Source organism: Micropruina sp. (genome assembly GCF_047606665.1).
GTDB lineage: Bacteria > Actinomycetota > Actinomycetes > Propionibacteriales > Propionibacteriaceae > Micropruina.
In genome coordinates, this window is sequence record NZ_JASGEF010000026.1 from 1 (window position 1) to 22,317 (window position 22,317).

Genomic DNA, 22,317 nt, shown 5'->3' on the forward strand with positions numbered 1-22,317 from the left:
CGCCGACGGCGGCGCCACCGGCGATCCGAACAGACCCGGCGCTGCCGGCTGCTCGTCCTTGGTCATAGTCATGGTCATACCTCTCATCGTTGGAGGAATCACTTACACAGACCATCTGACACCCCCGGTCCAGAATCTCGGAGCCGACTACCACGCCAACCGAACCGACAAAGACCGCAGAACCCGTAACCACATCCGCCAACTGGAAGCACTCGGCTTCAGGGTCACCCTCGAACCAGCAGCCTGACACCCCTACCAACCAGCCCTACTGCACGATCTCCACACCTACCTGGCTGAGGTCATTTCCGGTTAGAGCAACTTGCTCCACGAAACCGCTCCACGGACCCCGCGCGGCTGTTCCCTCACTCTCGTACGAAGGAGGAGGGAACAGCCAAGTTCTCGGGCACCGGAAGCTGTTGCGACATCGTGCCGCCGCAGCCAGAACTGGACCGGATGTCAAATCCACGAGGTAGGGACTAGCGCGGGCCCTCCTTTAGGAGTTGCTCGTAGCTCTTCGTTGGTTTTGTCAGCATAGGCGATTGCTCAGTGATCGAGGCTGGGAGGCTGGGGCTCTCCGAATCGACTCGCTGGAAACCATCACCCTCGAAAGCGTAGACCCCGGCCGGGCCGCCAACCGCGACGTAACCGCCTGCCGGATCATTAGCCCCGTACATCGCCGGAGTGATGTAGATCAGATAGGGCCCACCGGAGACTAGCGCCTGTCGCTTCGTGTTTTCATCAACCCCTGGGCTGACCAGATCGATCCTGGTTTCCTTGATCGATCCGCCGAGAACCTTTACGATATTCATTTCGACGTAGGGGGTAGGGGCTGCGTCCTCGGGACCGTATCCCTTCGGCAGCGGCTTAGCCATCTCCTTCCCGGTCGGCTCCACGATAACCAATGCAAGCGCGTGGTCCGCCAGCTGCTCGAAGGACTTGTATTCGTAGGCTCGAGAACCATGACTCACGATCCGTGGGACCGATGACGTGCCGCTTGAGGTGGGGCCAGCAGAGCAGCCGAACAGTAGTGCCACCGCAAGGAGCGGTGAGAGAAACTTAATAGAGCGCATTGACGCCATTCCTATCATCCGTAGCGGGCACCAGGGCCGAGCGGTTGTCATAATTATACATGAGAACGCTCGTGTTGCTGACATGAGCTAGGCCGAATGAGTGCCCCAACTCGTGCGCCGCAACCATCTTGAACTTCGCCGTGGAATAGCCAAGACTCGTCATCTTCGACCAGTTCAAGACGACCTCCATCTGGCCGGAAGTCCATTTCCCACTAGTGCAAGGGGGGGTAAGAATCCACCGTCCCCTTCTTTCGGGTGACCCCCGTCCAGGTGACAGTGTTCCCGCGATTTTCGTTCGTTCCGTACACGTTGGCGCTAGAGTTGTTCACATAATGTGCATCGACTCCCGACCACGAGGCGGAGGCATTCCACCAGACTGGATAAGACAGAAGCGGGGCTGGGACATACAGCTTGATCGAAGATGACGACCACTTGCAACCGAGGAGGTTGTAGGCGTTGGCTTTCGCCGTGCCAAGGACTCCCGAAAGTAACAGAATGAACGTAAATGCGACCGCTCCGACGACCCTTGAAGCTGATCTATTGACCCCCATATTCGCCTCCATTGGAAAACTGGGTGGGTAAGGCTGGCAACATCGGACGATGCCACAGTTCAGATGAGAGTTGCCCAAGAGTTTGGCTTGAATCGGTCACAGTCCAGAACGCTTCGTCTTCGAGCTGGCTCAGGTCGAGCCGCTCACCGGTCGCGACGAGCTCCACCCGCACCGATTCCTGTGCAGTGCGACGGACGAGTCTATCTCGGTGCCGATCAGCGAGTTCGCACGACGAACGGCGTGTCGTTCCTTAGGCCGGTCAATATCCCCATGCCAGTTCCTGCGGGTTCCAGGTGCCCTCGGTTGGTGACGCGACGAGTGCGGCGTCGACCAGCCTCGCTACGAGGAGGGCGGCCGTCTCTGCGGTGTATGACGCCGCGGATGGGACGTCCTTAGCTGTTGCCGGATATGTTCTGACCCATTCGGTCGGGATGACGAAGTGGTCGAAGGGCTCCATCCCGCTCACGAGCCGCTTGGCGGTGATTGCCGTCCGCAGTTCGCGCAGTCCAACTCGTTGGGTGTGGGCGAGAACAACGAGGTCGACCAGATCCTTGACTCGGCTGCTGGGCTTGCCGGCGCCGTAGCTGGTGCTCAGTGTGGCGCACACCTTGTCGGCTATCTGGTCCGCGACGGGGAAGAGTCGGTAGGGATGGGTGACGAGCGGTCGCTTCAGGCGCAGTCGGTTCGCTGGTTCGATCGTTTCGGGTCGTCCGACCGGCGGCGGCCCCACCACGACGTCCACCATGATCGTGTCGATCTGGGTGTCATGATCAGCGTCCAGGCAGGCGAATACCAGGCGTTGGGTCAGTACGCCGGGCTGGTTGTCGCCCATCCCGGTCGGCACCGAGCGGACCAGGCGGAAGGTGAGGTGATCCCCGAGGTCGGCCCGCACGAGCGCGGTCAATTCGCGTTGGGCATCAGCCAGATCGTTGGCAGTCTCCGACGCCAGATCGATGTCCTTGGTGCTGCGCGACAGGGGCACCCGTGCGAGCATGCTCATCCCGCCCTTGAGGAACCACTCGGACTCCTCCCCCGACGCGAACACCCGGCACAGGAAGCGGTCGAAGCGTGCCTGCCGAATTCGTGCGTCAACGGTCGCGGCTCCGTGACCCGGTCCGGTCTGGCGGACGGCCGCCCGCGCAGAGTCCTTGATCGCCAGTTCCAGGGATCGCCAATCGCGGTAGCCCATCGCGTCAGCCATTGTCCCAGCCCTCCTGTGCCACGCCGGCGTCTTCGAATAGGTCCGCTACGAGTGCCCTGCCGTCATGTCCACGCACCGCGAGATAGGCCGCCAGTCTGTCGGGGGCAACTAGCTTGTCGGCCCGGACGGCGTCCCGTACCACGCCGGCGACCAGGGACCGATCGACTCGCAGATCGACGAGGTCCGCGATCAGGCGCTCCACGGTCAGGGTCGGCAGGCCCGCCACTGGGACGACCTCGTCCCTGGTCAGGCGCCGCACCCGCAGCCGCACCCCAGGTAGCCGGGTACCCCTGCGGGCGGGGACCATGAAGTCGAACCGGTCCAGGAAGAAGTCGCCGAGCCCGTGGACGACCGCCGCCGTGACGCCTGCGGCAACCACCGAAGCGACCCCCGACTCCGTGCGTGGGTTGGTTGCGCCACCCAGGGCCAGCCAGGTCGCGTAGATGGCCTCGTTGTCTTGAGGCGGTGCGCCGGCCATCCGGTACACGCCGTGCGCGACCCGCTCAAGAGCACCGGACGACGCCATCCGCGACAGTTGCTTGCGGGAGACGCCCGCTCCCTCGGCTTGGGCGGTCGTGACCAGGCCCCAGCGCCGCTCAGCGACAGCGCCAAGCTTCGCCAGGGTAACGTCCGCCATGTCATCTATTGTATCTCTTAATGGTGACAAACGTTGTAGCAGCATCTCGGTCTGACCTGGTTGCAGGCCTTCTTGAACATCTTGAGCCAGGCTGCGGAGCGGATCGGCATCCCGTCGCTGGCCCGCCAGAACAACAGTCCTGAGCGCCCGACCTGCGTGTGGTCGCGCAGATGAGCTTTCACTGCGTCGACGAGCGCCGCTGGGATCACAAGTGTGCGTGTCACGATGCCCTTCGGGGCCCTCTTCAACGGGCCGATCTCAAGCTTTGCCCTCGGCCTCTTTCACATCGTGTACGACGGTCACGGTTGGCAGCCTGCCGCTGAGTCGGAAGTCACGACGCTGGAGAGCTCGGACTTCGCCCGAGCGCAGCCCGAGTACCCCGCTTATGAGCACTCCGAGTCGCAGTCGCTCCGGCATGGCGTCCGCCACTCGATACAAGACCGGCGCCGGCAGGGGCGGCAGATCGCGCTCCCGTGAGGCCTGAGCGTGCGAGGCCGCCTTTACGTGGACCGGATTGGCGTCGATCAGTTCATCCTCGATCGCGGCGTTCATGATCGCCCGCAAGAGGTCGTACGCCTGGCGGCGGGATGATTCGCGGGTCCTCACCGGCAGGTCCTGCCACCACGCTCGCACACCGGCCCTAGCTAGCGAGGTAGAACCATCGAGGGGAGAAGCCATGGCGGGCATCATCGGAAGGCGATCGGGTGGGACGCTCGGGATCACGACTGGATGGGGGTCTGCAGGATGACCACGATGCCCGTGCCCCGTCCGCTCCCGAGTGAGCAGCGACTGGGCACACCTGCGTCGGAATGGGTGTCTTTCCAACAGGCGGCCCAGTTGGTCGGGGTGAGCGTGGATACCCTGCGGCGACGCATTCGTGCCGGCAAGCTGCCCGCGTATCGGTTTGGTGAGCGCCTCATCAAGATCCGTGTCGAGGACTTGGACAACCTCGTCCGTTCGATCCCGCTTGGGAACCGGCTGAGGCGCCGTTGCGCCTCTTGAAACGCCAGCCAGACGAGCTCCTCGGGGCGGCTCTCATGTCCACCAGTGGATACGAGAGCCGCCCCGATTGCTGTGTGCTGACGCTCCGGCGCCCGAAAATTGGGGGCATATTCGGGGCATGAAATCTCGGCCGGAGACACGCTTGGAGACGAAATTTCTCCTATATGGGCTTGTGGAAGCCAGGTTCCACGTGGCGGAGGATACGAGATTCGAACTCGTGAGGGTGTGAACCCAACCCGCTTTCCAAGCGAGCGCCATAGGCCTCTAGGCGAATCCTCCGTCGGAGACGATACCGGCCCACCGCGATGGCGGCCAAACCGTGGCGGTCGCGGTGCCGAGGGCGTCCCTGCTGCACCCTCACGTGTTTGACTGGGACGAGTGCACCGACCGGCCGCCCGCGATAGTGGCCACGAATCAAGGCCAGCCTGTTCGACTACCTGGTGATCGCGGCATGGTTGCTTGTGCTCACCGGTGTGAGCCTGATCGTGCGACCTCTCTTGCCGGACGCCCCGCCGGCGCAGGACGTGTATCTGACCGATCTGATCGTGTTCGCGATGACCGTGCTGCCGATCTGGCTGTACCTCACGGCGTCCGAGGCGTCCGGTGCGGCTGCGACCTGGGGCAAGCACCTCGCGGGGCTGCGGGTGCTGTCCACCGATGGTCAGCGGGTCGCTTTCGGGCGCATCGCGGTCCGCAACGCGATCAAGCTGCTGCCCTGGCAGGTGGCTCATCTCGCCGTGAGACGGCGGTCTCGGCAAGTGGTCGAACCGGCCGCCGGCGTCCCCTAGACTGAGTCCCAAGGTCCCCGCGCGGCGGTACCTCGCCCAACTCCCCCAGGGCCGAAAGGCAGCAAGGGTAAGTGAGCTCTTCCGGGTGCGCGGGGGCCCCTTTGCGCCCCGGTGTGCCCGGCGTGGATCGCGGCTCGAAAGTTGTCAGTGGCAACACGTAAGGTGCCAACCGTGGACGACGAGCGCGAGGACGAGCTGTTCGACTCCGACCTGTACGAGGAGCCGGAGCCGTTCGAACAGGACGGCCCCGACCTGTTCGGTGCCGAGCCGGACGCCGGCGCGTCCGATGCGGCCGTGGTCGACCCTCCGGTGGCCGCCCGCGGCGACGTCCCGTCCGCCGAACCGGTCCAGATCCAGCGACCCGAGGCGCCGCTCGCGCTCTACCGGCGGTACCGTCCGGACACCTTCGCCGACGTGATCGGCCAGGAGCACGTCACCGAACCGTTGCAGCGCGCCCTGACCAACAACCGGGTCAACCACGCCTATCTGTTCTCGGGGCCGCGTGGCTGCGGCAAGACCACCTCGGCGCGCATCCTGGCCCGCGCGTTGAACTGTGCGCAGGGCCCGACCCCGGTGCCCTGCGGCGAATGCCGGTCGTGTCGCGACCTGGCCCGCGGCGGCCCCGGCTCGATCGACGTGATCGAGATCGACGCCGCCTCCCACGGCGGCGTGGACGACGCCCGCGACCTGCGCGAACGTGCCTTCTTCGCCCCGGTCGCCAGCCGCTACAAGATCTACATCGTCGACGAGGCGCACATGGTCACCACGGCCGGCTTCAACGCGCTGTTGAAGGTCGTCGAAGAGCCGCCGCCCCACGTGAAGTTCATCTTCGCGACCACCGAGCCCGAGAAGGTGATCGGCACCATCCGGTCGCGCACCCACCACTATCCGTTCCGGCTGGTGCCGCCGAAGACGCTGTCCGGCTATCTGGGCTCGCTGTGTGAGGCCGAGGGCGTCGCCGTCGACCCTGCCGCGCTGCCGCTGGTGGTCCGGGCCGGTGCCGGTTCGGTGCGCGACTCGCTGTCGGTGCTCGACCAGCTGCTCGGCGGCGCCGGCCCCGACGGGGTCACCTATACACAGGCCGCGGCGCTGCTCGGCTACACCCCGGACGCCCTGCTCGACGAGATCGTGGACGCCTTCGCCGCCGGCGACGCCAATGGCGTCTTCGGCTGCATCGACAAGGTGATCGAGGTCGGGCAAGACCCGCGCCGGTTCGCCGAAGACCTGCTGCGCCGGCTGCGCGACCTGATCATCGTCGCCGCCGTCCCGGACGCCCTCACCACCGGTCTGGTCGACGTCGCGGCCGACCAGGCGGAACGGTTGCGCGGGCAGGCCACCACCTTGGGGCCCGGCGAGCTCACCCGCGCCGCCGAGGTGATCGCCGTCGGACTGACCGAGATGCGCGGCACCACCGCGCCCCGGCTGCACCTGGAATTGATGTGTGCGCGGGTGCTGCTGCCGGCCGCGGACGCCGGCGACCGTGGCGTCCATGCCCGGCTGGACAGGCTGGAGCGCCGGTTCGCGATGACCGCGCCGGAGGCGCTCGACGTCCCCCCGGCACGGACGCCGGCAGCCGCCACTGAGGCGGCCGAAGCGCCGGTGCGCCGACCGGACCCGGCACCGTCCGCAGCGCCCGCGCCGCGACCCGCGTCTGGTCCTCCGGTCACCGACATTCCGCTGGTCGCCGACGTCCGGCCCGAACCCGAACGGCCGGCTGTCCGCCGTCCGCCGCAGGCACGTCCGGAACAGTCGCCGCAACCTCGTCCGGAGCAGCCGGCGGCGGCCGAACCCGCCGCCCGTCCGGTGCCGGGCGCCGGCCTGAGCACCGTCGACTTCCGCCGGCTCTGGCCCGACATCCTCGACGAGGTGAAGAAGCGGCGGCGGTTCACCTGGATCCTGCTCAGCCAGAACGCCCACGTGGTCGAGGTGCTCGACGGCGTCCTCACTCTCGGCATCGGCAACCCCGGCGCTCGCGACAGCTTCGGACGCGGGGGCAGCGAGGACGTGCTGCGCGAGTCGATCCTGCAGGTCACCGCGACCCAGGTCAGCATCACGGTGATCGACGCCGGACCCGGCGAGGCACCGCCCCCGCAACCTGTGGCGGCCGCAGCGTCGCCGCCCGCGGCGTCCCGTCCGTCGCCGGCAGCCGCCGAGGCACGCCAGAACATCAGGGCCACCAGCACCGCGGTCGAACCGCCGCCGGTCGAGGACGAACCCAGCCGCGACGACCTCTCCGTCGAAGAGGCGAGCGCCAACCATGACGAACTGCTGGCCAAACACTTGGGCGCCGAACTGATCGCCGAAGAGGAGTAGCGGGCGCGTGCAGGCGGGCCACGGGGTGCCCGTGGGTAGCATGATCCGGTGCCCCATCGATTGGAGACGTGATGTTCGGCGAGCAGGGATTCGACATGAACGCGCTGCTGGCGCAGGCCCAGGCGATGCAGTCGCAGATCCAGCGCGCCCAAGAAGAGCTGGCCGCCAAGCAGGTGCGCGGCTCCGCCGGCGGTGACTTGGTGCAGGTCACGGTGAACGGCAGCGGCGAGCTGCTGACGGTCGACATAAAGCCTGAGGCCTGGGACGACGACGATCCGTCGACGCTCGGCGATCTGATCGTCGCCGCCGTCCGCGACGCCAACAAGAAGGTCGCCATCTTGGCCGAGAGCTCGTTGCCGCAGCTGCCTGACCTCGGTGGGCTCGGCGGCCTCCCCGGCCAGTGAGCCGGGGGTAACGCGGTGTTCGAAGGCCCGATCCAGGACCTGATCGACGAACTCGCCCGGCTGCCGGGGATCGGCCCCAAGGGTGCGCAGCGGATCGCGTTCCACATTCTCACCGCCGACACCACCGACGTCGAACGGCTGGCGGACGCCCTGCGGCACGTCGCCGAGAACGTCCGGTTCTGCGAACGCTGCTTCAACATCAGCGAGGCCGAACTGTGCCGCGTCTGCCGTGACCCGCGCCGCGACCAGACCGCCATCTGCGTGGTCGAGGAGTCCAAGGACGTGATGGCGATCGAACGTACCAACGAGTTCCGAGGGCTCTACCACGTGCTCGGCGGCGCCATCTCGCCGATCGACAACGTCGGGCCTGGTGATCTGCACATTCGTGAGCTGGTGATGCGGCTCGGCGACGGCACCGTGACCGAGGTGATCCTGGCCACCGACCCGAACCTGGAGGGCGAGGCGACCGCCACCTATCTGTCCCGGCTGCTGCTCCCGATGGGCGTCACGGTGTCGCGGCTGGCGTCCGGGCTGCCGGTGGGCGGCGACCTCGAGTACGCCGACGAGGTCACCCTGGGCCGCGCCTTCTCCGGACGCCGCCGGCTCGGCGAATCCGCTGCCGTCGGTTGACCTACGGTGGTCGACTGAGCGCGGATTCGGTCGCTTCGGCGTCCGGTACTACGATGGGGCACCGTCCGCAAGGCGTCGATGGGGCCATCACCCCGGAGTTGCCGGAAGAACAGCGTCGCCCCGTCGGGCGACGCCCACTAGAACCGGCCGCGGCAACGAGTTGAGCGGGTCGCCCCGAGGCGGCCAAGAAGGGTGGTACCGCGGGGTCCGCCTCGTCCCTTCGTCCCTGGCCGGGTCAAGTCCCGGCAGTCAGCAGCCGACGAAGGAAGACCGATGACCGAGTATCGCCCGGTGCCGCCGCAGGTTGATCTGCCCGCGATGGAGCGCGAGATCCTCGACTTGTGGGACGCCCGGAACACGTTCGACAAGACGCTTCAGGCCACCCAGGGTGGCCCCGCCTGGACGTTCTACGAGGGCCCCCCGACCGCCAACGGCACCCCCGGCACCCACCACATCGAGGCACGGGTGTTCAAGGACGTCTTCCCGCGGTTCAAGACCATGCAGGGCTTCCACGTCGACCGCAAGGCCGGCTGGGACTGTCACGGCCTACCCGTCGAACTGGCGGTGGAGAAGGAGTTGGGCTTCAATGGCAAGCCCGACATCGAGGCGTACGGCATCGAGGCGTTCAACGCCAAGTGCCGTGAATCGGTCGGGCGCCACGTCGACGCGTTCACCGAGCTCACTCGCCGGATGGGCTACTGGGTGAACCTCGACGAGGCCTACTGGACGATGGACGCCTCCTTCGTGGAGTCGTGCTGGTGGGCGTTGAAGCAGATCTTCGACTCCGGCCTGTTGGTCGAGGACTATCGGGTCGCCCCGTACTGTCCGCGCTGCGGTACCACGCTGTCCGATCACGAGTTGGCGCAGGGGTACGAGGACGTCATCGATCCGTCCGTCTACGTCCGCTTCCCCCTGACCAGCGGCCCGTTGGCCGGCAAGGCGTCCCTGCTGGTCTGGACGACGACGCCCTGGACGCTGGTCAGCAACACCGCGGTCGCCGTCCATCCCGAGGTGACCTATGTGGTGGCGACCAAGCTGGCCACGGCGTCCGACGACGAGCCGGAGACCCTGGTGGTCGCCGAGCCGCTGGTCGAGAAGGTGCTCGGCGACGGGTGGCAGATCGAGGGCAGCTACGCCGGCCGCGACCTGGAGCTGTGGATGTACCAGCGACCGTTCGACCTCGTCGAGTTCCCCGATGTAGTGGGCGGCACCCACTACGTGGTGCTGGCCGACTACGTCACCACCGAGGACGGCACCGGCCTGGTCCATCAGGCGCCCGCGTTCGGCGAGGACGACATGGCGGTCTGCCGGGCCTACGGGTTGCCGATGGTGAACCCGGTGCTCCCCGACGGCACCTTCGAGGCCGATCTGCCGCTGGTCGGCGGCGTCTTCTTCAAGACCGCCGACAAGACCCTGGTCGCCGACCTGGCCGAGCGTGGGCTGCTGTACCGCGAGCTGCCCTACGAGCACAGCTACCCGCACTGCTGGCGCTGCCACACTGCGCTGCTCTACTACGCGCAGCCGTCCTGGTATATCCGGACCACCCAGATCAAGGACGCCCTGCTGCGCGAGAACGGGGGCACCACCTGGTACCCCGAGCACATCAAGTGGGGACGCTACGGCGACTGGCTGAACAACAACATCGACTGGGCGCTGTCCCGGTCGCGGTACTGGGGGACGCCGCTGCCGATCTGGCGCTGCGGCAACGGCCACCTGACCTGCGTCGGTTCCCGCGCGGAGCTCTCCGAGCTGAGCCACAGCGACCAGTCCGGGCTCGACCCGCACCGTCCGTTCGTGGACGATGTCACCTTCGCCTGCCCGCACTGCCACGAGACCGCGCGCCGGGTGCCCGAGGTGATCGACGCCTGGTTCGACTCGGGTTCGATGCCGTTCGCGCAGTGGGGCTACCCGTGGGCACCGGGTTCGAAGGAGCGGTTCGCGGACGCCTACCCGGCCGACTTCATCTGTGAGGCGATCGATCAGACCCGCGGCTGGTTCTATTCGCTGATGGCGGTCGGCACGCTGGTCTTCGACGCGTCCTCGTACCGCAATGTGCTCTGCCTGGGCCACATCCTGGCCGAGGACGGCCGCAAGATGAGCAAGCATCTGGGCAACATCCTGCAACCGATCCCGCTGATGGATCAGCACGGCGCGGACGCGGTGCGCTGGTTCATGGCGGCCGGCGGGTCGCCCTGGTCGGCCCGGCGCGTCGGGGATGTGACGATCACCGAGACCGTCCGCAAGGTGCTGCTGACCTACTGGAACTCGGTGTCCTTCCAGGCGCTGTACGCCCGCACCAACGGGTGGACGCCTTCGCCGGCCGAGCTTGTCGAGACGGAGTCACCGGCCGAGACGCGCCCCGCGCACGTGCTGGATCGCTGGCTGGTGTCGGTGCGGACCGCGCTGGTCCGTGAGACCACGGCGGCGCTGGAGAACTTCGACACCCAGCGCTATGGGTCGCTGATCGCCGACTTCGTCGACGACCTGTCCAACTGGTACGTGCGGCGCTCGCGGCGGCGCTTCTGGGAGGGCGATCCGGGTGCGCTGCAGACCCTGCACGACACCCTCGACGTGGTCACCCGGCTGATGGCGCCGCTGGCCCCGTTCATCACCGAACGGGTCTGGCAGGACCTGGTGGTCGCCACCAACCCCGACGCTCCCGAGTCGGTGCATCTGGCGTCCTGGCCGGTGGCCGACGAGGCGCTGGTGGACGCCGGGCTGAACGAGGCGATGCGGCTGACCCGCCGGCTGGTCGAGTTGGGTCGGTCGGCGCGGGCCGAGGCCCGGGTGAAGACCCGGCAGCCGCTGTCCCGGGTGCTGGTGCCGTCCGGTTCGTTCGCCAAGCTGGACGCCGAACTGCGCGCCGAGATCGCCGCCGAGTTGAACGTCGGCGTGGTGGAGTCGTTTGCCTCCGCCGGCGACCTGGTCGACTACTCGGCCAAGGGCAACTTCCGCGCGCTGGGGAGACGTTTCGGCAAGGACACCCCGAAGATCGCCGCCGCCATCGCGGCCGCGGACGCCGCCGAACTGGCTGCCGCGCTGGCGGCGTCCGGGACGGCGAGCGTGAACGGGGTGGAAGTGAGCGCCGACGAGGTGCTTGTCTCCGAGCGGCCCCGCGAAGGCTGGTCGGTGGTCAACGAGCAGGGCGAGACGGTGGCGCTCGACCTGGAGCTGACCCCGGAACTGGTCCGGGCCGGGCAGGCCCGCGAGGTCGTCCGGCTGGTCCAGGAGAAGCGCAAGGCGTCCGGACTGGAGGTTTCCGACCGGATCACCCTGCGCTGGTCCGCCGAGGGTGAGTTGGCGGACGCGATCCGTGCCCATGCCGACGCGATCGCCGCCGAGGTGCTGGCCACCGAGGTGGTCGAGGCGGAGGCGTCCGACGACTGGACCACGGACCCCGACCTCGGGCTGTCCTTCGCCCTGGCCAAGGCCTGACCCCCAACCCCCTCCCTAACTACTTCAGCCCTGCCACATGTGGCAGGGCTGAAGTAGTTAGGGAGGGCCCTGTCGGGCGAGCGATCAGCGCAGGTCGTCCGAGGGTGGCGGATAGGACGGGGGAAGTGACGCGTAGCGCCGCTGCCGGAGGTTCTTCTTGATCGCCCCGAGGAGCATGTTGGCCACGATCGCGATGATCACCAGCGGCACGAATCCCATGCGGGTGGTGATGAGCAACACGATGGCGACCGGCCAGACCACTTTGGCGAGCGTGCCGACGACGGTCTCGACGGTGGACGCGGGCGGAACCTGCCGGGCCGACGGATGGACCGGATGCGGCGTCGGGGCAGGGGCCGGCGGGCCGGCAGGATTCGGCGGTACCGACCCGGTCCAGTTCGGCTCCGGACCGAACGACGGCTGCTGCCAGCGCTGTTCCGGTTGGTCGGTCGGCGGGTTGCTGGTCACGGTGCCAGCGTACGCGCGCACGCGTGGGCGGCGGAGCCGCCGGCTCGTCACTGTCCCTCGGTCACCTTGGCGGTGGCTTTGGACGCCTTGGTGGTCGATTTCCAGCCGTCCATCGTGCCAGTGACCTTGATGGTCAGCTTCTGTTTGACGTCGGCGGAGGTGACCAGATAGCTGCTTGCCGTAGCACCCGCGATCGCTTTGGTTCCGCGGAACCATTGGTAGGTGAATTGGACGCCCGGTGTCGGCTTCCAGCTGCCCGGCTTGACGGTCAAGGTTTGCCCCACGGTGGGCGTGGTGTCGGATATCTTCGGCGTCGTCCCCTTGACCGTGCCGAGCGGCTTGGAAACGACCTTGATGGTGCCGCTGATGCCGGCCGCACCATTCACCCGGACCAGGTTTCCACTGCCATCGGCGGCGGAAACGGTGAGTTCCCACGTGTAGGTGCCAGCGGGAACGCGGCTGCCGGCGTCCGTGCGCCCGTTCCAGGAGAGCGTGCGAATAGACCCGTTGGGTGCGGCTTCGACGGCAATGGTTCGGACGATGGTGCCCTTCTTGTTCTTGATGGTGAGGGTGCCGGGGCCGAGTGCCTTGGTGGTGTCGATCTCGGGCTTCCACGCCGCCGAACTGGGCAGGTTGTTGAGGCTCGTAGGTGCGACCAGGCCGAGCAGCCGGGGTTTCGAGCGACCGCCTTCGCTGAGCTCCCGGATCACCAGGTTGTCGTCCTCGTTCCGGAACGCGACCCGGTGGGAGCCGTCCGTCACCGCCTCGTCGAGAGGCTGGTGCGGGGAGACCTCGATAGCGCGGGTCGTGTTGCTGGCGAAGTCCCAGACCAGCAATGAATAGACGTCATCGTCGGTTGAGGTGAGCAGCGCGAAGCCATCGCCCAGAGCCAGGAAAGACCCCGAAACGCCACTCAGCCGGTAGACCTGGCCGGGCTGTCGATAGTTGAAGACCACTTTCTCGTCCCGCGTGTAGCCAGTGATCCAATCGCCCCACAGTAGGGCATCGTCGAGATAATTCACGCCCGTGGGTCGGGCGACGGTAATGCTCTTCGAGCCGTTGGTGACGTCAATCACCTGGAAGGTGTTCTTCTTTGTCTGCTTCAGGGCAAGCGAACCGAAGATGTCGATCACCGGACCGGTGAGCATGCGGGCGCCGTCGATGCGCCGCATCTCGTCGGACTGGCCGTTGCGCGCCAGATAGTAGGCACCGCTGAGTTTCCGCAGGTCAGGAGTGGTCGGCAATGCGCGGACGACCGTGCCGCGGTCGAGCAATTGCGTCCCGGCGCCGCCGTTGACGATTGTGCGGTCGCCGGACGCGCTCAGCCCCTGCGACGAGGCACGCGGTGCGAGCAGTTCCTCGGCGCTGGCGGTGCCGTTGGCGATCGATCGCGACCAGACTTGGAGACCGGGCGCATCGAGCGAGGGCTGGGGCTCCGTGGCGAGCACGCCACCTGGTGTGAGAGCCCATTGGACAGGCCAGCTGTGAGCCGGTACGTATCCGGTGATGCGATCGAGGGAGCCGTTCGAGCGGTAATAGGCGACGTAGCCGCCGGTGCTGGCCGCCACATTGACCAGTGGATCGGTGGAGTCTCCGACGCCGTACACGTCAAGCTGAAGGACGCCCTTGGCCGGCTCGACCGCCGGCTGGATGACCGGGGTGGATTTCCCGCGGACGACGAATAGATCGGCGATGTCGTTGGACAGTCGGACCACGGCCCAGCCGTCACCCAACTCGATAGATGGCCAGATCCGGCGCTGGTCGCCCTTCTTCAGCCTGGTGCAGGACGCCGACCCCCAGACTCCACTCGAGGACAGGGAGCGGAAGCAGACGCTTGCGCCGGTTTTCGTTCCGGCGACGTAGACGACCTGATTGTCGCGCACCGCGACGGTAGCCAGTCCGGGAATCGTGACGCTCGATGCCTTGGTCGTTCCATCGAGGGGTATCCGGTCCAGATAGCCGTCGCCTAGTTGGCCCTTCGACGGCTTGCGGATGTTCGCCACGAAAGCAGAATCGCCGCCCGCGACCAGTTCTTGCGACGCGTCGTCATCGAGGCGAAGTGTGTAGTTGCGTAATGTCTGGGGCGCCTGGTTGTCCGTGAGGACAGCTGACGCGATCCCGGTCGGGTGCCAAGCGTCGCCGACGTACTCCCAGAACACCGCGGCCGACCCGGTCAGCGCGTCCGGCCGGCTGGAGAACTCGCGCAGCACCTCCGAGGTATTGCTGCCCAGGTCCAATTGGCGGACCTTCAAGTCGTCCGCTATGTAGGTCAGGACGCCGGCGGCCAGATGCGCACTCTGGTTCAGCTGTCCTTCGATGTCCGCGGCGTGCCAGCTGGCGCCCCCATCGGTGCTCACTTGATGGCGTACCGACTCGTCGATTTCGTCGCGGACCTCTCTGATCAGTTGCGACGATCCGGACGCCGCGACGATCGTCGGCGGTGCGGTCGTCTCCGGCACGTCGATGACGATGTCGCCGGGTGCGGCGTGTGCCAGTGTTGGGGTACTCACGCCGACCGCACATATCAGTGCAAACGCCGCTGCGGTTGCGATCCAACGACGCTTCAGCGTGACGTCGAATATCTCATCGTCGTTATGCACGATATCCCCTGGGGTGAATAGCCCAACTGGCTCGGGCACTCACAACGTAGCAGCCGAGTGGCGCCCGAGGGGAGGGGTAATCAGGATCCTTCGAGGTCTCTATCTGGAAATGGGCTAGCATTCCGGCGTGGCAGCGTCCCGGCAATCGATGGAGACAGCTGCCGTCTACCTGCTGCTGCTCGGTCTGCCGCTGGCGCAGTCTCCTACCGAGTCCGACCCGTTCCTGCCGGTGCGACTCATCGTCCTCGGAGTCGGTCTCGGCCTCGGTCTGTGGGCTCCCGCGTCCGGACGGCTGCCGCGCTCGATCGTTTCGGGCCTCGCCGTGGCGGCGGTGGTGTTCGCGATCGCGTCACTGGCCGGGGCGACTCCGCTGTTGTCCTTGCTCGGTCGCTACCCGCGCTACGAGGGCCTCCCGATGGTGCTCGGTTACGCGCTCGCCTTGGTCGTCGGTGCCCGCTTGCTGGCCCCCGACGCGGCACGGCTGCGGGCGCACGCCGTCAACGCGCTGGTGCTGGCGAGCATCACCAACGCCTCGGTGGCGTTGATTCAGTGGGCGACAAGCCCGGAGGCTCGCGTCACCGGTCTGCTCGGCAACTCCACCACGCTGGCGAATGTCAGCCTGGTGGCGCTCGCTGTCCTGGTCTGCCAATTGTCCGGGTGGAGCTGGTGGAGGCTGGCCGGGGCGGCCAGCGCCTGCGCGTGTCTGGTGTTGTCAGCGTCCCGTGGCGCAGTGCTGGGCGGCATGGTGGCCGCACTCGCCGTCCTTGTGCTGCGGCCGTTGGTTGCGCGGCGCGGTCGCTGGTGGTGGGGCCCGATGGCGGCGGCCGGGCTGCTCGGTGCGGCGTGGCTCGCCCCGGGTAGCCGGGCCCGGCTCGCCGGACAGACTCCGTTCGCCGAGTCCACCGTCGATGGACGGCTGCTGCTCTGGCAGGACAGTTGGCGGCTGATCGTCGACCGGCCGCTGGTCGGTGTCGGGCCGTCCCGTTTCGTCGACAGCATCGGGGGTTACCACACCGAGATCTGGGCCGCGCAGGTCGGGCCCTACGCGCCACCCGACAGCCCGCACAATCTCGTGCTGCAGGTGCTGGCCGGGACCGGATGGCTGGGGTTGGCGGCTGTCGTCGGTCTCGGAGTGTGTGTTGCCCGGCGGCTGTGGCTGGCGCGGCCGTGGGATCGTTGGCTGCTCGGAGCCGGCGTGGCGTCCATCGCCCTGATCGCGAGCTACCTCACCTCGTTCACCGATCCGGTCAGCCTCACCATGCTGTCGGTGGTTCTGGGTGGCGGGATCGCGACTCCGGCAGCGCGTGGACGTCCGGTGTGGCTGGACGTCTCGCGACGGCTGAGCGCCGTCGTGGTGGTCCTGGTCATGTCGTTCTTAGGTGGCACGGCAACGGTCGCGGAGGTGAGGTACTCCCAGGCCATCGCGGCCGGTGGCGATCCGGCCGGGTTGATGACGGTCGCCGATATCCGACCGTGGGACGCCGACCTGGCCCGCCGGGTGGGATACACCGCCGCGCGCTTGGCCGAACGAGGTGTGGTCGATCCCGCCGGCTTCGTTCCGCGGATGCAGTCGACCTGCGAGCGGCTCCCCGGCTCGGTGGAATGCCTGCAGGTAGTGGCCGATCTGCAGGACATGTCGGGCCGGCACGGCAACGCCCTGGCGACGCTCGCGCGAGCGCTGGAATGGGATCCGACCAACCTCGATACCGTGCTGCGACAAGGCATTGCGCATGCCGGGATGGGTCAGTACGACCAGGCGATCGCGGCTTTCGAGCGGGCCGTCGCGCTTCGTCCGACCGCGCCCGAACCCTGGGAGAACCTGGCGCGGGTCTACGACCTCGACGGTCGCCACCCGGACGCCGCCACCGCCCGCGCGCGAGCCGAAGAGCTGCGGCGGAGGTAGCACACGGGTTCGCCGGAGAATCGTGCAACAACCCGTTGCCCGATTGAACCGGGGTCGTTCCGACCACCTCATGGGCCGTCGAATAGCGACCGATTCGGGAGCCGTTCAGGCGTAGAACGCTCAACTGGCGCCACAATCGGTCGCTATTTCACGCGCGTCCCGAGAGTCAGCCGGCGGTCACCGTCAGCAGCGTGCTCAGCGTCGCTGTCGAATCGCTGCCGGCGTAGATCTCGATCTCGGTGGCGTCCTGCACCCAACCGCGGGTGGCCGCGCTCCAATAGCGCAGCTGGTCGGGGCCCAGGTCGAAGCTGACGGTCTCGGTAGAGCCGGCGGCGATCGGCGTCCGGCGGAAAGCCTTCAACTCCCGCACCGGACGGCTCGACGTCCCGTAGCGCTGGTGGACATACAGCTGCACCACCTCGTCGGCGTCCACGGTCGAGGTGTTGGTGACGTCCACCGACACCTGGACGGTGCCGCCGACCGGCACCTGCTCGGCCGACAGCCGCAGGTTGGCGTAGTCGAACGACGCGTACGACAGGCCGTGGCCGAACGGATACAGCGGGGTGGACGGCTCGCTCCAGTACCGGCTGTCGGCCTCCTCGGGCTGGAAGCTGCGCAGGTGGGAGTAGATCACCGGCAGCTGACCGACGTGACGCGGCCAGCTGAACGGCAGCTTGCCGCCGGGGGAGACGTCCCCGAACAGGGCCGCCGCCACCGCGTCGCCGCCGCGGGTGCCGGGATACCAGGCCTGCAAGATCGCCGGCACGTTGTCGTCGACCCAGCGCAGATCGAGCGGGCGTCCCGACATCACCACCACGACGGTCGGGGTGCCGGTGGCGACGATCCGCTGCAGCTGCTCCAGTTGCCGGCCGGACAGTTCGAGTGTGTCGTTGGACGCCTTCTCGCCGATCTGGTTCTGCCGCTCGCCGACCACCACGACCGCCACCTCACTGGCCGAGGCCAGTTCGACCGCCAGTGAGATCTCGGCGTCGTCGTCGTGGTCGGGAGCCGTCCGTGCCACCACCGAGTCCATCCGGTCGAACATGCTGGTGAACAGCCGTTCCGGGATGCCGGCGCCGGGCGCGAAGACCACTTCGCCGGTGGCGCGGGCGCGAATGCCGTCCAGCACCGTGACGGTTTCGGACGCGTCGTAGTCGAACGCCCAGGGCCCGAGCGTGTCGCGCTGCGAGTCGGCGAGCTGACCGATCACGGCGATCGACGCGGCATCGGCGGCCAGCGGCAGCACCCCGGTGTTCTTCAGCAGCACCATCGTCCGCTCGGCCGCGGTCCGGGCCGTGTCGCGGTGCCCGGGGGTGTTCAGGACGCCCGCGGTGGCGGCCTCGTCGGCGTAGGGATTCTCGAACAGCCCGAGCCGGAACTTCGCCCGCAGAATGCGCCGGACGGCCTCGTCGATGGTCTGCTCGCTGACCAGTCCTTCGGCAACAGCCCTGGTCAGATGCGCATAGGCCGGGTCTTCCATGGTCATCTCGAGGTCCAGCCCGGCGTTCATCGCGCGTGCCCCGGCGTCCGCCAGGTCGCGGGCGAAATGCTGGGTGACCAGCGAGCGGACGGCGTTGGCGTCCGACACCACGAAGCCGTCGAAGCCGAACTCGTCGCGCAGCACGTCGGTGAGCAGCCAGCGGTTACCGGACGCCGGGACGCCGTTGAGGTCCATGTAGGCGCTCATGATGTTCGCCGCGCCGGCCTCGATCGCGGCCCGGAACGGCGGCAGGTAGACGTTCCACAACTCGGAATCGGAGATCTCCGAATCCTCGTAGTCGCGGCCGCCGCGGGCGGCGCCGTAGCCGGCGAAGTGCTTCGGGCCGGCGAGGATCGACTCGGGCCCGAAATCGCCCTGGAAGCCGCGGACGTGCGCCGCCGCCACCGCGCCGGCCAGCACCGGGTCCTCGCCGGCGCTCTCGACGATCCGGCCCCAGCGCGGATCGCGGGAGATGTCGATCATCGGCGCGAACGACCAGTGGATGCCGACCGCTCGGGCTTCGCGGGCCGCCACCGCCTCACCGGCGGCGATCACGTCCGGATCCCAGGACGCGGCCTGGGCGATCGGCACCGGGAAGATGGTACGGAAGCCGTGGATCACGTCGAAGCCGAACAGCAGCGGAATGCCGAGCCGGCTGCCCTCAATGGCCAGCCGCTGCAGCCGGTTCGCCGAGGCCGGGTCGCGGACGAACAGCAACGAACCGGCACCCCCGGCGGCCAGCGCCGCCTCCACCCTCCGCGGCGCCTCCAGAAAATCGTGCGCCTCGTCGGCGTCCCGCGCGGTGCCGTCGTGGGCGAACGAGCCGAAGTAGAAGTACTGGGTGACCTGCCCGGCCTTCTCTTCCAGGCTCAGCCGGGCGAGGAGATCGTCGACCCGTTCGTCGACGCTGAGCTGGGGGTTCCGGAAGGGAAGGTCGGTCATTCGGTTCTCCTTTGAACACGGGTGCGAGCTGGGGCCAGCCTGCCAGGTCAACGGTCTCCCTCGCATGCTTCGGCTCGCTGTGATATCCATCTGAACCATGTCGACGATGACGAACGAGACGGTCGAGCAACTGATCAGCCGGTCGCGCAGCCTGGGTGCCGACCCGCGCACCACCAACTACGGCGGCGGCAACACCTCGGCGAAGGGGACGGATACCGACCCGGTCACCGGCCGGCCGGTCGAACTGCTGTGGGTGAAGGGCTCCGGCGGCGATCTCGGCACCCTCGCCCCGGCCGGGCTGGCGGTGCTGCGGCTGGATCGGGCCCGTGCCCTGGTGGACGTCTACCCGGGTGTCGAGCGCGAGGACGAGATGGTGGCCGCCTTCGACTACTGCTTGCACGGCAAGGGCGGTGCCGCGCCCTCCATCGACACCACGATGCACGCCCTGGTGGACGCCCCGCACGTCGACCACCTGCACCCCGATGCGGGCCTGGCCATCGCCACCGCCGCCGACGGCGAGCAGCTGACCCGGCAGATCTTCGGTGACAAGGTGCGTTGGGTGCCGTGGCGGCGTCCCGGCTTCCAACTCGGCCTCGACATCGCGACGATCGCCAACGACGACCCGGAGGTGGTCGGCTGCATTCTCGGCGGCCACGGCATCACCGCCTGGGGGCAGACCTCCGACGAATGCGAGGCGAATTCGCAGTGGATCATCCGCACCATCGCCGACTACATCGAGAGTCACGGCAAGCCGGAGCCGTTCGGTGCGGCACGCGAGGGATTCGCCGCGCTCCCGGACGCCGAACGCCGCGCCCGCGCGCTCGCCCTGGCCCCCACTCTGCGGGCGATCGCCTCGCAGGACCGCCGGATGGTCGGGCATTTCACCGACACCGACGTGGTGCTGGACTTTCTGGCGTCCGAGAAGGCACCGGCGCTGGTCGAGCTGGGCACCTCGTGCCCCGACCACTTCCTGCGGACCAAGGTCAAGCCGATGCTGCTCGACTTGCCGCCGACCGCCCCGCTGGAGCAGACCATCGCACGGCTGCACGAGCTGCATGCCGCCTACCGCGCCGACTACGCCGGTTACTACGAACGCAACGCGGACGCCGGCAGCCCCGCGATCCGCGGGGCCGACCCGCTGATCGTCCTGATTCCGGGCGTCGGCATGTTCTCCTACGGCATCAATTCCCAGACCGCGCGGGTGGCCGGCGCCTACTACACCAACACCATCAACGTGATGCGCGGCGCGGAGGCGCTGTCGACCTACGCCCCCGTCCCGGAACGCGAGAAATTCCGGATCGAGTACTGGGCGCTGGAAGAGGCCAAGCTGCAACGGCTGCCGAAACCGAAACCGCTGGCGGCCAAGATCGCGCTGATCACCGGCGCCGCCGGCGGCATCGGCCGGGCCACCGCGGAACGGTTCGCCGCCGAGGGCGCCTGCGTGGTGGTGGCCGACCTCGACCCGGCGAAGGCGCAGGCGGTCGCCGCCGAGATCGGAGACGCCGACGTGGCGATCGGCGTCGGCTGCGACGTGTCGGACGCCGGACAGGTCCAGGCCGCGGTGGACGCCACCGTGCTCGGCTTCGGCGGCCTCGACATCGTGGTCAACAACGCCGGCATCGCCTTGTCGAAGCCGCTGTTGGAGACCACCGAGGCCGACTGGGACCTGGAGCAGGCAGTGCTCGCCAAGGGCTCGTTCCTGGTGTCAAGGGCCGGCGCCAAGGTGCTGATCGAGCAGGGCTTCGGCGGCGACATCCTCTACGTCAGCTCGAAGAACTCGGTGTTCGCCGGCCCGAACAACATCGCCTATTCGTCGGCGAAGGCGAACCAGTCTCATCAGGTGCGGCTGTTGGCCGCCGAACTCGGCCAGTACGGCATTCAGGTGAACGGCATCAACCCGGACGCCGTCGTCCGCGGCACCGGGATCTTCGCCGGCGCCTGGGCGGCCAACCGGGCCGCCACCTACGGCGTCGAGGAGCAGAAACTGGGCGAGTACTATGCGCAACGCAGCATTCTCAAACGCGAGGTGCTGCCCGAGCACTGCGCCAACGCGGCGTTCGTGCTGGTCAGCGGCGAGCTCACCCACACCACCGGGCTGCATGTTCCGGTCGACTCCGGTGTCGCGGGGGCCTTCCTGCGCTGAACTGTGGCGTCGGCGTCCGACCCTTGCGGACGACTTCGCCCTGCTTTGCACTCATTCACCTGGTTCAAACCACGGAAATGACGCCGAAACCCGGAGAAGTGAAAACCCTCTTGCGGGCGCCACCATCGTCCTCGATCACCGCCCCGACCAGGGACGCCGTGCGCTGTCGCTGGTGCCGACCTTGCAGGTCTGCGTGATTCGCGCCGACCAGGTGGTCGCCGACGTGCCCGAGGCGGTCGCCCGGTTGCGGTCCTCCCAGCACCGCTCGTCAGCAGCTGACCTACTCGTCCTCCCGGCCCCCTCGTCCTCCCGGCCCCCTCGTCCTCCCGGCCCCCTCGTCCTCCCGGCCCCCTCGTCATCCCGGCGAATGCCGGGATCTCTGGTCGGGTGTGGGCGTAGAGGTGAGATCCCGGATCGAGTCTGGATCGAGTCCGGGATGAGGGGATGACGGTGGGCAAGGCCGTCCCCCTGGAGATCGCCGTCCGCCGCGGTCCGGTCAGCCGCCTGATGGTCAGCTACCCCTCGACCGTCACCCACACCCTGCCGCTGGTGCTGGCCGACACACCGGTTCGGCTCGCGGTCGCCGACATCCCGCCTGCCTGGCTGCGACCCGGAGCCCCGATAGGTGCCGGCGACTTCCTGGAGAACGTGAACGCGACCGCCCGGCAGCGGCACAAGGTCAGCTGACCGGAACGCGGGAAGGCTCCTTGGTCACTGGGGACGGTTCTCTTGGTTACCAGAAGTGTCCGAAAG

General features: G+C 67.8%; 19 protein-coding genes, 1 tRNA gene and 1 other RNA gene. 12 read left to right on the top strand and 9 right to left on the bottom strand.

Annotated features, from left to right (window positions below; translation table 11 throughout):
- A partial coding sequence (locus tag QM619_RS05885) for a hypothetical protein (RefSeq protein ID WP_415105318.1) occupies positions 1–247 on the top strand: 247 nt, incomplete at its 5' end.
- Positions 248–476: 229 nt separating this feature from the next.
- Here QM619_RS05885 and QM619_RS05890 read toward each other — a convergent pair.
- From QM619_RS05890 to QM619_RS05910, 5 genes are all read right to left on the bottom strand, one after another.
- Positions 477–1,034, bottom strand: coding sequence for a hypothetical protein (locus QM619_RS05890; RefSeq protein WP_415105321.1), 558 nt, complete (start codon positions 1,032–1,034; stop codon positions 477–479).
- 22 nt (positions 1,035–1,056) lie between these two features.
- Complete coding sequence (locus QM619_RS05895) at positions 1,057–1,260, bottom strand: matrixin family metalloprotease (protein WP_415105324.1); 204 nt, start codon at positions 1,258–1,260, stop codon at positions 1,057–1,059.
- Positions 1,261–1,880: 620 nt separating this feature from the next.
- Positions 1,881–2,822: a nucleotidyl transferase AbiEii/AbiGii toxin family protein gene (locus QM619_RS05900; RefSeq protein ID WP_415105327.1), complete on the bottom strand. Its 942-nt coding sequence runs from the start codon at positions 2,820–2,822 to the stop codon at positions 1,881–1,883.
- The gene (locus tag QM619_RS05905; protein ID WP_415105330.1) at positions 2,815–3,459 is read right to left on the bottom strand and encodes a type IV toxin-antitoxin system AbiEi family antitoxin domain-containing protein; all 645 of its coding nucleotides are present in this window, start codon (positions 3,457–3,459) and stop codon (positions 2,815–2,817) included. The genes QM619_RS05900 and QM619_RS05905 overlap by 8 nt, the downstream gene beginning before the upstream one ends.
- Positions 3,460–3,717: 258 nt before the next feature.
- Positions 3,718–4,065 (bottom strand): hypothetical protein, encoded by a 348-nt coding sequence (locus tag QM619_RS05910; RefSeq protein WP_415105333.1) that lies wholly within the window; start codon positions 4,063–4,065, stop codon positions 3,718–3,720.
- A 147-nt stretch (positions 4,066–4,212) separates the two neighbouring features.
- Between QM619_RS05910 and QM619_RS05915 the strand changes: the two genes are divergently transcribed.
- On the top strand, positions 4,213–4,461 hold the full coding sequence (locus QM619_RS05915) for a helix-turn-helix domain-containing protein (protein WP_415105336.1): 249 nt from the start codon (positions 4,213–4,215) through the stop codon (positions 4,459–4,461).
- A gap of 191 nt (positions 4,462–4,652) precedes the next feature.
- Here the strand turns inward: QM619_RS05915 and QM619_RS05920 are convergent.
- Positions 4,653–4,740, bottom strand: a tRNA-Ser gene (locus QM619_RS05920).
- 134 nt (positions 4,741–4,874) lie between these two features.
- Here QM619_RS05920 and QM619_RS05925 point away from each other — a divergent pair.
- The 6 genes from QM619_RS05925 to ileS all read left to right on the top strand — a co-directional run bounded on the left by QM619_RS05925 (position 4,875) and on the right by ileS (position 12,031).
- Positions 4,875–5,249, top strand: a complete 375-nt coding sequence (locus QM619_RS05925; protein WP_415105385.1) for an RDD family protein — start codon at positions 4,875–4,877, stop codon at positions 5,247–5,249.
- A gap of 8 nt (positions 5,250–5,257) precedes the next feature.
- Positions 5,258–5,354, top strand: an RNA gene (ffs, locus tag QM619_RS05930) — signal recognition particle sRNA small type.
- A 90-nt stretch (positions 5,355–5,444) separates the two neighbouring features.
- Positions 5,445–7,562, top strand: a complete 2,118-nt coding sequence (locus tag QM619_RS05935) for a DNA polymerase III subunit gamma and tau (RefSeq protein ID WP_415105388.1) — start codon at positions 5,445–5,447, stop codon at positions 7,560–7,562.
- A gap of 71 nt (positions 7,563–7,633) precedes the next feature.
- Positions 7,634–7,966, top strand: coding sequence for a YbaB/EbfC family nucleoid-associated protein (locus QM619_RS05940; protein WP_415105339.1), 333 nt, complete (start codon positions 7,634–7,636; stop codon positions 7,964–7,966).
- 15 nt (positions 7,967–7,981) lie between these two features.
- Complete coding sequence (recR, locus tag QM619_RS05945; RefSeq protein ID WP_415105342.1) at positions 7,982–8,596, top strand: recombination mediator RecR; 615 nt, start codon at positions 7,982–7,984, stop codon at positions 8,594–8,596.
- Positions 8,597–8,869: 273 nt separating this feature from the next.
- The gene (gene ileS / locus QM619_RS05950) at positions 8,870–12,031 is read left to right on the top strand and encodes an isoleucine--tRNA ligase (protein ID WP_415105344.1); all 3,162 of its coding nucleotides are present in this window, start codon (positions 8,870–8,872) and stop codon (positions 12,029–12,031) included.
- 84 nt (positions 12,032–12,115) lie between these two features.
- Here ileS and QM619_RS05955 read toward each other — a convergent pair whose 3' ends face one another.
- Positions 12,116–12,496, bottom strand: coding sequence for a hypothetical protein (locus QM619_RS05955; RefSeq protein ID WP_415105347.1), 381 nt, complete (start codon positions 12,494–12,496; stop codon positions 12,116–12,118).
- A 47-nt stretch (positions 12,497–12,543) separates the two neighbouring features.
- Positions 12,544–15,006: a FlgD immunoglobulin-like domain containing protein gene (locus tag QM619_RS05960; RefSeq protein ID WP_415105350.1), complete on the bottom strand. Its 2,463-nt coding sequence runs from the start codon at positions 15,004–15,006 to the stop codon at positions 12,544–12,546.
- A gap of 217 nt (positions 15,007–15,223) precedes the next feature.
- On the opposite strand from QM619_RS05960, the gene QM619_RS05965 reads away from it, so the two are divergent.
- Positions 15,224–16,999 carry an O-antigen ligase family protein gene (locus QM619_RS05965; protein ID WP_415105353.1) on the top strand — a complete coding sequence of 592 codons (1,776 nt, stop codon included), beginning with the start codon at positions 15,224–15,226 and terminating at the stop codon, positions 16,997–16,999.
- Between the two features lie 166 nt (positions 17,000–17,165).
- Here the strand turns inward: QM619_RS05965 and QM619_RS05970 are convergent, their stop codons facing one another.
- Positions 17,166–19,421, bottom strand: a complete 2,256-nt coding sequence (locus QM619_RS05970) for a glycoside hydrolase family 3 N-terminal domain-containing protein (RefSeq protein WP_415105356.1) — start codon at positions 19,419–19,421, stop codon at positions 17,166–17,168.
- Between the two features lie 106 nt (positions 19,422–19,527).
- Between QM619_RS05970 and QM619_RS05975 the strand changes: the two genes are divergently transcribed.
- Genes QM619_RS05975 through QM619_RS05985 form a run of 3 tightly spaced genes read left to right on the top strand, consistent with a single transcriptional unit; the run spans position 19,528 to position 22,251 of the window.
- The gene (locus QM619_RS05975; RefSeq protein ID WP_415105359.1) at positions 19,528–21,564 is read left to right on the top strand and encodes a bifunctional aldolase/short-chain dehydrogenase; all 2,037 of its coding nucleotides are present in this window, start codon (positions 19,528–19,530) and stop codon (positions 21,562–21,564) included.
- Entirely contained in the window at positions 21,521–22,012 is a 492-nt protein-coding gene (locus tag QM619_RS05980) for an LUD domain-containing protein (protein ID WP_415105361.1), read from the top strand. The genes QM619_RS05975 and QM619_RS05980 overlap by 44 nt, the downstream gene beginning before the upstream one ends.
- Entirely contained in the window at positions 22,009–22,251 is a 243-nt protein-coding gene (locus QM619_RS05985; RefSeq protein WP_415105364.1) for a hypothetical protein, read from the top strand. Before QM619_RS05980 ends, QM619_RS05985 begins: the two co-directional genes overlap by 4 nt.
- Positions 22,252–22,317 lie beyond the last annotated feature (66 nt).